The sequence below is a fragment of the Staphylococcus sp. 17KM0847 genome (assembly GCF_013463155.1).
In the GTDB taxonomy this organism is placed as follows: domain Bacteria; phylum Bacillota; class Bacilli; order Staphylococcales; family Staphylococcaceae; genus Staphylococcus.
In genome coordinates this window covers 1,952,646-1,964,118 of the sequence record NZ_CP040781.1, presented here as the reverse complement: position 1 = coordinate 1,964,118, position 11,473 = coordinate 1,952,646, and the positions used below count along the sequence as shown (strand labels likewise).

At 35.8% G+C, this 11,473-nt stretch carries 11 protein-coding genes; 3 read left to right on the top strand and 8 right to left on the bottom strand.

Translation table 11 applies throughout. The annotated features are described in order from the left end of the window. Positions 1–153: 153 nt before the first annotated feature. Positions 154–531 carry an iron chaperone gene (locus FGL66_RS09525; RefSeq protein ID WP_180809577.1) on the bottom strand — a complete coding sequence of 126 codons (378 nt, stop codon included), beginning with the start codon at positions 529–531 and terminating at the stop codon, positions 154–156. Between the two features lie 211 nt (positions 532–742). Here FGL66_RS09525 and bioB point away from each other — a divergent pair, with 211 nt between their 5' ends. Next, positions 743–1,723 carry a biotin synthase BioB gene (bioB, locus tag FGL66_RS09520; RefSeq protein WP_180809576.1) on the top strand — a complete coding sequence of 327 codons (981 nt, stop codon included), beginning with the start codon at positions 743–745 and terminating at the stop codon, positions 1,721–1,723. Between the two features lie 166 nt (positions 1,724–1,889). Here bioB and FGL66_RS09515 read toward each other — a convergent pair whose 3' ends face one another. Beyond that, positions 1,890–2,708: a MetQ/NlpA family ABC transporter substrate-binding protein gene (locus FGL66_RS09515; protein ID WP_180809575.1), complete on the bottom strand. Its 819-nt coding sequence runs from the start codon at positions 2,706–2,708 to the stop codon at positions 1,890–1,892. Between the two features lie 172 nt (positions 2,709–2,880). On the opposite strand from FGL66_RS09515, the gene FGL66_RS09510 reads away from it, so the two are divergent. Then, the gene (locus tag FGL66_RS09510) at positions 2,881–3,831 is read left to right on the top strand and encodes a DUF1002 domain-containing protein (protein ID WP_180809574.1); all 951 of its coding nucleotides are present in this window, start codon (positions 2,881–2,883) and stop codon (positions 3,829–3,831) included. Positions 3,832–3,935: 104 nt separating this feature from the next. Here FGL66_RS09510 and ahpF read toward each other — a convergent pair whose 3' ends face one another. The 3 genes from ahpF to FGL66_RS09495 form a co-directional block, all read right to left on the bottom strand. Beyond that, positions 3,936–5,459: an alkyl hydroperoxide reductase subunit F gene (gene ahpF / locus FGL66_RS09505; protein WP_180809573.1), complete on the bottom strand. Its 1,524-nt coding sequence runs from the start codon at positions 5,457–5,459 to the stop codon at positions 3,936–3,938. Positions 5,460–5,473: 14 nt separating this feature from the next. Beyond that, on the bottom strand, positions 5,474–6,043 hold the full coding sequence (gene ahpC, locus FGL66_RS09500; RefSeq protein ID WP_180809572.1) for an alkyl hydroperoxide reductase subunit C: 570 nt from the start codon (positions 6,041–6,043) through the stop codon (positions 5,474–5,476). A gap of 417 nt (positions 6,044–6,460) precedes the next feature. Further along, positions 6,461–7,237, bottom strand: coding sequence for a 2-keto-4-pentenoate hydratase (locus FGL66_RS09495; RefSeq protein WP_180809571.1), 777 nt, complete (start codon positions 7,235–7,237; stop codon positions 6,461–6,463). 142 nt (positions 7,238–7,379) lie between these two features. Between FGL66_RS09495 and nfsA the strand changes: the two genes are divergently transcribed. Then, on the top strand, positions 7,380–8,135 hold the full coding sequence (nfsA, locus tag FGL66_RS09490) for an oxygen-insensitive NADPH nitroreductase (protein WP_180809570.1): 756 nt from the start codon (positions 7,380–7,382) through the stop codon (positions 8,133–8,135). Between the two features lie 168 nt (positions 8,136–8,303). Here nfsA and FGL66_RS09485 read toward each other — a convergent pair whose 3' ends face one another. The 3 genes from FGL66_RS09485 to FGL66_RS09475 all read right to left on the bottom strand — a co-directional run bounded on the left by FGL66_RS09485 (position 8,304) and on the right by FGL66_RS09475 (position 11,455). After that, positions 8,304–9,698 carry an L-cystine transporter gene (locus FGL66_RS09485; RefSeq protein WP_180809569.1) on the bottom strand — a complete coding sequence of 465 codons (1,395 nt, stop codon included), beginning with the start codon at positions 9,696–9,698 and terminating at the stop codon, positions 8,304–8,306. A 370-nt stretch (positions 9,699–10,068) separates the two neighbouring features. Continuing rightward, on the bottom strand, positions 10,069–10,668 hold the full coding sequence (locus tag FGL66_RS09480; RefSeq protein ID WP_180809568.1) for a DNA-binding protein: 600 nt from the start codon (positions 10,666–10,668) through the stop codon (positions 10,069–10,071). Positions 10,669–10,780: 112 nt separating this feature from the next. Further along, on the bottom strand, positions 10,781–11,455 hold the full coding sequence (locus FGL66_RS09475) for a hypothetical protein (protein ID WP_180809567.1): 675 nt from the start codon (positions 11,453–11,455) through the stop codon (positions 10,781–10,783). Positions 11,456–11,473: the final 18 nt, after the last annotated feature.

The window sequence follows — 11,473 nt, the reverse complement described above, 5'->3', positions numbered from 1 at the left end:
TCAACATCAAATTCCGTTTTTTCAGAATTATTTTTAAAATAGAAAGTGTAATACATGCATTGATATTTAAAATAATTTAAAACTTGTAAAATTAAAAAGATATAGGTTAGAAATCTTTAAATACATTTTGATTTCTAACCTATATCTTGTCAGCTATTCACGCCAAAACTTTGTATAATCTTTTTTGTCTTTAATATTTTTATCAATCATTTTATAAATTAAATCGTAATCTACCGTTTCAGTCCATTTAATCTTAATGAACATTTTAGTTGCTTGATAGCCCGTCTTTTGAATATCAGCATCGAAATAGTCACGTGTATATTTTTCAGGTGCAATTGCAAAATGCGGTTTCGCCTTACTAAAAGCTAAAATGAATGTACCATTCTCCTTTAGCAATAGCATAGGTTGATTCCATTTAATCTCTAAAGTTAATTCTGGATAGTCTATGAGTATGTGATCAATAACCGTTTTTAGTTTTTCACGATGATCAGGTTGATCAATAGTTTCTAAAAAATCATCAAAAGTTTCCATAATATGCCTCATTTCATAAGTAAGTCGTTATTATTATTTTGGTTAGTATATCATGATGTTGAGTTAGAAAGATACTATGTAATAAGTTGGTAGTATTTTGAGGTTTGAAAGCAATAGAAGTAGAAGCTTATAATTTCCTACACCTAAAGTAAACTTTTTTAAAATAAAGATTACATTATGCTATAATTTTGAGTGTGAGAGGGGGATTATGATGAAATTATCAGAACGTATTTTAAACGGAGATACTTTAACAAAAGAAGAGGCTTATCATATTTTTACTGATAAAACTGTGGATACGATGATGCTAGTGAATGAAGCCTATGTATTACGCAAACATTATTATGGTCATAAAGTTAAACTGAACATGATATTAAATGCGAAAAGTGGCATTTGTCCAGAAGACTGTGGCTATTGTGGTCAGTCAAGAGAGATGAAAGAGAAACAACGTTATGCATTAATTCCAGAAAATCAAATCACTGAGGGAGCAAAGGTCGCAGCAGAGCATGAAATTGGAACATATTGCATTGTGATGAGTGGGCGTGGACCGAGTGATAAAGAAGTGGATCATATTAAAGCTTCAGTGGAGCGTATTAAGGCAGAGCATCCTCAACTTAAAATTTGTGCGTGCCTTGGATTGGCAAATGATAAACAAGCTGCCAAATTAAAAGCAGCAGGTGTGGATCGCTATAATCACAATTTAAATACGAGTGAAGCGTATCATCAAGAAGTGGTAACGACGCATACATATCAAGACCGAGTAGATACAATTGAAACGATGAAAGCACATAATATTTCGCCGTGTTCAGGTGTCATTTGTGGGATGGGTGAAACACATCAAGATATTGTTGATATGGCGTTTGCTTTAAAAAAGATTGACGCAGACAGTATTCCTGTTAACTTTCTGCATCCCATTAAGGGGACGAAGTTTGGTGAAATGGATGCATTGACACCTATGCGTTGTTTGCGTATTTTAGCATTGTTTCGCTTGATTAATCCTTCTAAGGAAATTCGCATTGCAGGTGGGCGTGAAGTAAATTTACGATCATTACAATCAATGGCATTGATGGTTGCAAACTCTATCTTTGTGGGTGATTATTTAATCACAGGAGGTCAACCTAACCAGTTAGACTACGATATGATTAAAGATATGGGTTACGAAATTGATTATAATAAAGAAGTATGTACACACTAAAAAGGAACGAGATATAAAAAATGCTTTAGTAAATACATATTTATAAACAGCAGTAGGCATTTGAAGTGAAAATGCGTTTTAATAAACGTTTTTCACTTCTAGTCCCCTTTGCTGGAGCGGGAATGCGTAAGTTTTTGCGCCTATCCCGCTCTCTTATTTTTGTGAGTTACCAATTTTTAGGTTCAATATAACCACTGTACTCTTTATGTTCGCGAAACCATTTTTGGAATTGTGGATCATTGTAGGCATCGCGTAATGCCTTAGCCCATGGTTTGTTTTTATCTGCTTCATTAATACTTAACATGACTTTATGTTCATCAGGCGTGTCTTCTACAACGAGGGCATCACTAATTTTTTGACCACTATCTGCAATATAGTTACCATTTACGATACCGTAATCCACATCTTCTAATGAACGTAGTATTTGCGGGGCAGCAACTTCTTCAAATTTTAAATCATATTTGTCTGGATGTACGCTTGTCATCTTAAAGTTAACACCTGTTGTTTTGTTGTCGAGTTTGACCCAACCGAGTTGTTCGAGAATTTTAAATGCACGCTCTTGGTTAACGGGATCGTTTGGTACGGCAATCGTCTGACCGTCTTTTATGTCATTGAGCGTTTTGTGTTTTTTTGACCATAGTGATTGTGGTGCAGTAGGTACGTCATTATTTTTAATCATTTTTGCATCGATTTTATCATTAATACTGTTCATATAAGCAGTACTTTGAAAGACTGATGCTTGAATATCTCCATCTTTCATCGCTGGATTGATTTGATCAGTTTGAGAGAATGTTTTCACTTCAACGTCGTAGCCTTTTTCTTCTAAAATAGGGAGTACGCCTTCACGAAAAATTTCTTCATATGTACCGGGACCAAAGCCGATAGTCACTTTTTTATCACTTTCTTCTGATTGGTTTTGTGCTTGACCACATGCTACGAGTAAGACAGCTATAATCAATAAAGTCGTAAATTTAAGGTACTTCATAAAATGCCTCCTATTTCTTAGTTTTTTAGTAAGAATTAAAAAGAGTATAGCACATAGAAGTGTATTTTGTGAATACACTATTGCAGTATTTACTGTGCGTCTTAGGTTTGATACGCTATTTTGGAATGCATGGTAAAATAAAACAGTAAGGGATAGAAAAGGAAGTGAATGTATGTATAAAAAAGTATTAATCAGCAGTGCAGTAGCAACATTATTGTTTGCTGGAGTGGTTCAAAATGCGCATGCAGCAAATGAATTCAAACCGAAAGAAGAAATATTTTTACAAGGTGCAGATCTAAATGAGCGTCAGCTGGAAGAAACAAAAGATAAGCTTGGTGTCAGTAATCGTACGACAACATACAAAGTTACCAATACAGATGTTGTGCGTTATACGGGAACAGAATACGACTATATTCACTCAAGTGCACTGATAGAACCTAAACGCTTTGGGCGTGGGGTAGATGTTGAAATCAAAACACCAGAAAATATTACACGTATTACAAAAGCACAATATATGAATGCAGCAATTACATCTGGTATTCAAGATGCAACGATAAAAATTGCATCAATTGATCAAGTGACGGGTGAGGGTGCATTAATTGGTATTTATAAAGCATATGAAGCACAAGGTCATACATTAAATAGTGAAGATATTCAAAATGCCAATGTAGAAATGAATGATCTAGCACGCATTAGTGAAAATAATGAAAATAAAGAAGGTTATTCGGATGAAGCATTGAATGAAGCAATTGCGGATATGAAAGCACAAATTGCAGAAGCTAAGGCATCAAATCAACAAATTAATGAGATGACAGTAAATAATATTGTGAATCAAACGTTACATGAAAAAGGATTGAACAACATTTTAAGTAATAATGAAGTAGCTATGATTCAAAATATTATGATCAATGTATCGCAGTCAGATGTTTTAAATCAAGATCCAGAAGCATTTCAAAAACAGGCGGCTGAATTAAAAGATACAATTCAAAAACAAGCAGGAGATAAGCTAGAAGCATTGAAACAATTGGATAATGAGGAAACGAGAAATTTCTTACAAAGGCTTTGGGATGGTATTGTCTCATTCTTCACGAAGTTATGGCATTGGCTCATTTCATTTTTATAAATGGATCAATATTAAAAATGGAGCGTTATAGAAAGCACCTTTTTCAAAAAGCTTTCTATAACGCTCCTTATCAATAGGGAAGCATTATCCTTTGTTCACCGTTTTTAATTGCGAATAAGGTAGTCAAAAGCAGACAATGCAGCTGTTGCGCCTGACCCCATTGAAATAATAATTTGTTTATAACGTTGATCTGTACAGTCACCCGCTGCAAAAATACCGGGTACATTTGTTGCACCTAAGCGATCTACTTCGATTTCACCCATTTTATTGCGTGAAACTGTATCGCCAAGCCACTCTGTATTAGGAGAAAGACCGATTTGAACAAATACACCATCTAAATCAAGTTGTTTTTGCACGTTGGATTGCATATCTTCATATGTTAAACCTGTCACACGGTCATCACCTGTAATTTCTTTTGTAGCGGCATTCGTAATTACTGTTGTGTTAGATAATGAGTGTAGGCGCTCTTGAAGGACTTTATCGGCACGCATCTCAGCACCGAATTCGAGTAATGTTACGCTCTTACAAATACCTGCTAAGTCAATTGCAGCTTCAACACCAGAGTTACCGCCACCTACAACGGCAACATCTTTATCTTCGAAGAGAGGACCATCACAGTGAGGGCAATATGCAACACCTTTATTTGCGAATTCTTGTTCACCCGGTACACCGAGTTGTCTCCAACGTGCACCTGTTGAAACGATTAGTGTTTTCGTGCGAAGTGTTGCACCGTTATTTAATGTGATCTCAATATGGTCATCCGTTTTGTTCAATGACTCTGCTAATACACCTTTCATGACATCAATATTATAATCTTTAATATGTTCTTCAAGGTTTGTCGCCAATGTTGTACCTGTTGTTTTTTTCACGCTGATTAAGTTTTCGATATCTTGTGTATCGTTGACTTGACCTCCGATACGATCAGCAACAATACCAGTATGCAGACCTTTACGTGCAGCATAAATTGCTGAACTTGCACTTGCAGGTCCACCCCCTACAACTAAAACATCGAATAAACCTTTATCTTCAAATTCAGAAGCATCTGGCCCTTGCCCAAGTTCACTCAAAATATCTGTAACAGTCATACGTCCACTACCAAACTGTTCGCCATTTAAGAAAATAGATGGTACAGCCATGATGTCTTCAGCCTCTTCTTTAAAGACAGCGCCATCAATCATTGTATGTGTGATATTAGGATTGATTACGCTCATTAAGTTAAGTGCTTGAACTACGTCAGGGCATTTTTGACATGTCAGACTTACGAATGTTTCGAAGTGAAGTGTGTCATTAATACCTTTGATTTGATCAATTACAGACTGTTCTTCTTTAGGTGCACGTCCACTAACTTGTAAAAGTGCAAGAACAAAAGAATTAAACTCATGACCAAGAGGAACACCGGCAAAGGTAATGCCAGTGTTCTCTCCAGGTCTGTTCACACTAAAGCTAGGTGAACGTTTTAATTCAGTTTGTTCTACTGTAATGCGCGGTGACATTTCTGCAACTTCATTGACGAGGTCTGACATCTTTTGAGATGTTTCATCAGTACCTGTGCTTACTTTGAATACAACGTCACCTTCCATCAAATCAAGAAGTTGTGAAAGTTGATTCTTTAACCCTTGATCTAGCATTCAGTGAAACCTCCTTAAATTTTACCTACCAAGTCTAAACCTGGAGTCAATGTTTCGCCGCCTTCTTCCCATTTAGCTGGGCAAACTTCACCTGGATTTTGGCGAACATATTGTGCAGCTTTAATTTTGTGTACGAGTGTGCTTGCATCACGACCGATACCGTCAGCGTTGATTTCTGCAGCTTGAACAACACCATCTGGGTCTACAATGAACGTACCACGTTGTGCAAGACCTAATTCTTCATCTAATACATCAAATTGACGTGTAATTGTTTGTGATGGGTCACCAATCATTGTGTATTTTAAAGTGCTAATTGCATCTGAGTGGTCATGCCAAGCTTTGTGTACGAAATGTGTATCTGTTGATACAGAGAATACATTTGCGCCAAGTTCTTGTAACTTTTCATATTGGCTTTGTACATCTTGTAATTCAGTTGGACATACGAATGAGAAGTCTGCTGGATAGAATACAACAACGCTCCAGTTACCTTTTAAATCTTCATGTGTTACTTCGACAAATTCGTCTGTTTTTGCATTGTATGCTTGTGCTGAAAATTCTTCAATTTGTTTACCGATTAATGACATAATAGATAGCCTCCTAGAAATATATGTTTATTATTATTAGATTAGAATGGATAACACTCTTGTTTATCATAATTCTTTTTTAATAATAATTCTAATCTCAAGTGTTATTATGGCATGTAACGATAAAAACGTCAAACAGTAAGGTTAAATAATTTAACATTACTGTAAAAAATGCGTAAATTCATCATAGAAGCACACTGCTTTTTAATGAATTATCGTTATCATCCATATATTTATCATAGCATTGTTTATTGTGAATTCTCAATTAAATGCACCTTTACTGAAAATCATAGGAAGGGAAGAAAATAAAAGATAAGACAGAAATCTTAAAATATCCCAAAAGATTTCTGTCCTACCTTGTCTAAAGATATCAGTATAATTTTACTCTGAGTACTTACTAGTTGTGTATATGATAAATTATTCGAATGTTACACTAACTGTTCCCACGTTATGATAGCTGACAGAGTAAGTCCCTTGTTCAGCTTTAATAGGGGGAATGAATGTTCCTGATGAGATGACATCTCCCCTTTTTAACGATTTACCATGAGAAGTCAACTTGTCGTTAAGCCATTGTACTGCTTTGACAGGGTTACCTAATACTTCAGATGCTACACCTGTTTTAATTTCTTGATGATCATGTTTAAGCACCATTGTAACTTGCTCTAGTTGTTCGTAAGTCAATTGTGCGATAGGTTCGCCTACAACGACAAGACCTGTGGCAGTATTATCAGCAAGTAGATCTCCTAACGTAAAGTTTGGAAACCAATCCATGTAACGTGCATCGGGTATTTCAATAGCAGGTGCTAATTGTGTATTGTTTAAAATATCTTCTGTACTTGCTTCGGCAGGTAAGTCAGCTGTTAGGATAAAGACCAGTTCAGGTTCGATAAGTGGTGCAAATAAATTATTGCGTTTAACAGTATCTCCGGAAGATTTGAGGACATTTTTGAGTAACGTTCCGTATGCTGGTTCATGTGTATTAGCATAAGCTTGTGTTTCCGCACTTGTCATACTTACTTTATAGCCACCGACTTCTGTTGAATAAGTGGATTTCAATCGATCAATCAAAGCGTCTTGTATCTTATAACCAAGCTTTTCATCAACCTCTGCTTGTGGGTTTAAAAAAGGAATCGCTTGTTTTGTATTGTAAGCTTGATAGACTTGGTTGGTAAGTTGCTCTACTTGTTGTGACATAGAAATAATCACTCCTTTATCTGAAAATTGATATTATTATGATAACTTTAAATGGTATGAGATGCAAGTTGAGAAACAGTATGCATGCACTTGAGTGTTGCGTTTGTTAGTATTAAGTAAAAAGAATTAAGGAGTGTAGAAGATGTCAGAGTATGTATATGAGCTAGCTAAACAACATCACTCGGTAAGACAATTTAAATCTGAACCTTTAAGTCGTGAAATCATTGAAAAATTAGTTGAAGCAGGTCAGATGGCATCAACATCAAGCTATTTGCAGACGACTTCTATTATTGGTGTAGAGGATATGAATAAAAAAGAAGCGCTTAAAGAAGTATCAGGGCAGCCTTATGTTGTTGAAAATGGTTATCTATTTGTTTTTGTGATAGATTATTATCGTCATAATATTGTGAATGAACAACAAGCGCATAGTATGGAAGGAAGCTTTGAATCTGCGGAAGGCTTGTTAGTAGGTACAGTAGATGCTTCGCTTGTTGCACAAAACATAGCATTAGCAGCGGAAGATATGGGCTATGGTATTGTATACTTAGGGTCTTTACGCAATGATGTGCAACGTGTACGTGAAATTTTAGACTTACCTGAGCATACATTCCCATTATTTGGGATGGCAATCGGTGTACCTTCAGAAGATGAGAATGGGACACCTAAACCACGCTTACCTTTATCTCATGTCTTTCATATTGATAGTTACAACAAGAATAAAGAAAAGCAACAACAAGAGATTGAACAATATGATAAAATAGTTTCACAATATTATCATGAGCGTACAAATGGCAAAAGAACAGAAACTTGGTCGGAACAGATCACCCGTTTTATGAGTAGTAAACAACGTGTGGAAATGATGGACTGGCTACATCAATCAGGTTTTAACAAGCAATAACATATCGATGATACAACAAGAGCAGTATGAGCATTTGAATGTTATCAAATACTCGTACTGCTCTTAATTTGTTTCAGATAATATACACCGGAACATAGAAAGCCCTAATAGTCCACTGCAATTTACGGACTATGACCCCCTTGACCGTTCCATATGCTTTTTTATATTTTATGCGTGATTCGTTGTTAACTCATTATAGTTGTTATTGTTAAATGTTTCTTCATCTAACTGTTTTGTAAGTTTGGCTGTACCGGTACCGGCTAACATAGAGTCATTAACATTTAATGCAGTTCGTCCCATGTCAATCAATGGCTCAACAGAAATAAGTACCCCTGCAAGTCCTACAGGTAAGTTTAACGCAGAGAGGACAAGGATAGATGCAAATGTTGCACCGCCACCAACACCAGCTACACCAAATGAACTTAGTACAACAACGATAACAAGTGTAGCAATAAATTGTAAGTCGATGTCGACACCAGCAACGGGTGCTACCATAATTGCAAGCATAGCTGGATAAATTCCTGCACAGCCATTTTGACCGATAGATAGACCAAAAGAGCCAGAGAAGTTTGCGATTGCTTGAGGTACACCTAGGCGATTTGTTTGCGCTTGAATATTAAGTGGTAATGTACCCGCACTTGAACGAGAAGTAAATGCAAAAAGCAATACTTCTGCTGTTTTTTTCATGTATTGAATAGGGTTGATACCTAATATTGCTAAAATAATAAGATGAATGAGGTACATTGTAATTAACGCTGCATAGGACGCAATAACAAATTTACCTAAAGTCCAAATCGCTGCAAAGTCACTTGTTGCAACAGTATTCATCATAATTGCTAAAATACCATATGGTGTGAGACGTAATACGAATGTCACGATAGCCATTACAAGTGAATAAACAGCATCAATACCACGTTTTAATACATAACCATTTTCAGGTTGTTTGCGTGCAACACGTAAGTAGGCAAAGCCAATAAATGCCGCAAAGATAACAACAGCAATGGTAGAGGTTGCACGTGCACCTGTGAAGTCTAAGAATGGATTTGCAGGTAATAACTCTAGGATTTGTGCAGGCAATGATGTAGCAGTCATTTCTTTAGCTGTATCTGTAATTTCTGCGCTACGTGCGTTTTCTGCTTGGCCTAAATCAATACTTGAAGCATCTAAGCCGAAAAGCATTGCATATACAATACCGACAATCGCTGCAATTGCCACCGTTCCAATTAAAAAGATAAAGATGTAACTTCCCATTTTGGCAAATTTTTCGCCGATATCAATCTTAGTGAATGCCGCAATGATAGAAACAAAAACCAAAGGAATGACAATCATTTGTAGTAAAGAAATATATCCACTACCGATAATACCTGTCCATTCCGTTGTTTGTGTTGTAATTTTATTGTCGACACCATATATCAGTTGCATGATAATACCAAGCAAGATACCCATGCCAAGTGCAATAAACACACGTTTAGGGAACTTAACGTGTTTTTTCGCCATGATCCATAAACTAGCGAGCACAGCAATAAAAATAATTAAATTAAGTATAGTTAAAAATGTAATCATAAATACGCTTCCTTTAATTCCGACTTTTATTATAAGAATAATTGCAAGTTTATATAAAATCAAGCCCTATTTTTATTTTTTTGCGATAATCGGTATAAAGGTTTTGATGGTTCCCTTGCATGATTGTTGTTATCGAAATATTGCGTTATAAGTTAATCAACGATGAAAGCTTTTGTAAAAATAAGTTTTTATTCGGGATGCTACATATCATTTGATGATCTCACATGATATGTAAAACGCCTCTACATATTAGTATGCAGAGGCGTTTTGATATCGTATGTCGTATGCATGACATGAGGTTCAAGCATTAAGATTCGGCATTTACATCGTAAAACTTCTAAATCTTATTTATTGCAGGGAGCAAGAGGGCTTAACCCCCGAATAAACGCTGTAAAAATCCTTTTTTCTCATTGCGTTCTATTGTGTGAGCTAAAGCTTTTTGTTCTTGTATTTGTGATTCAATATGTTTTTGTGTATGACCCAATTGCTCAGTTTGGTGTTTTTGTGCTTCTGTTAAAGCATCAAGAGAACTGCTATTAGACTGAATTTGTGCCTCGAGTTTGTTATGCAGTGCTTTAAGCTCTTCTTGTTGTTGATGAACTTGAGATACCATTTGTCCTAGCATTTGTCGTTCTTCACGCATTTGATTAATTTCACTATGTAATTCATTAAAGAGTTTAGATATTTGTTGGTCTGCTGGTAACTGTTCAGGCTTATCTTTTACGATAACTTGTAAAAAGTCTTTTTCTTTTTCAAGTTCTTCAAAAGCTAATTCATAGCTATTTGTTTGACCTACACGTTCAGCAATTTCTTGAAACAGTTCAATATCTTCTTCCTTAAAATCTGTTGCTTCACGTCCACGATATTCTGTTTTGTTGAGGTGATAGCCTCGTTCTTCAAGATGCTGAACAATTTTACGTACTTGCTTCTCACTCAATCCAGACTTTTGGGCGAATTCTTTTGTTAACATATGACCTAAATCCTTTCTACAATCTGTTTAGACGGTTGTCAGTGTGCGTCCAGTGAGCCGTCAGACTTACTTACCATTTATTGTAGTCGCTTTATGTGTTGTTTTCAAGGACTTAGTTGTTAGGATTTTTACGCAGATTCATTTTGATCAGTAATGGATAAATGATTTTACGAGGTAAACGATTAGCAAACACGTATTTCAAAATATAACAAGACTTTACGCTTGTACCATAAATATCTTTAGTTAAAGGAATATTTGCTTTGATATATAAATCGAGTGGGACAGGTTTGCTATTACGATCAAGTGACGGTTGCACATATGGGATTTGACTTTGCTTTTCAAAACCATGCTGAGTTAAGAAACGTCTACGAAAGGCGATGTCATCTGCGGTATGTGCATCTACTTCAGGTGTTTCAAATGTAGATTCAAACATAAAGAAGTTCACATTTCTGCCGTGTAGCTGGTTGGCCAAATCGTTAATACGTTCTTCAGTGTGTTGAAGCACTTGTTCTAAATAGTGTTCGCATTTTTCGCCAGGTTCAGCAAGTAAGTAGATAATAAATCCAGCGTTAGTTGTGGCTTCGTAATGTGCTGTCGCAAAACCAACGACACGATTATCTTCAATACCTACAAGAAAAACATAATCATTTTGTGTTTTTTCTGTTTTCAAAGATTGAACAAAAACGGATTCATCCTCAGTTACGAGTGGATTCAGTTTGTTTTTATAAAAATCTAATGCGGGTTTATACCATTTATCGTGTATTGACTTAATTTGAATCATTTCCATAATCAATCACCTCTTTTG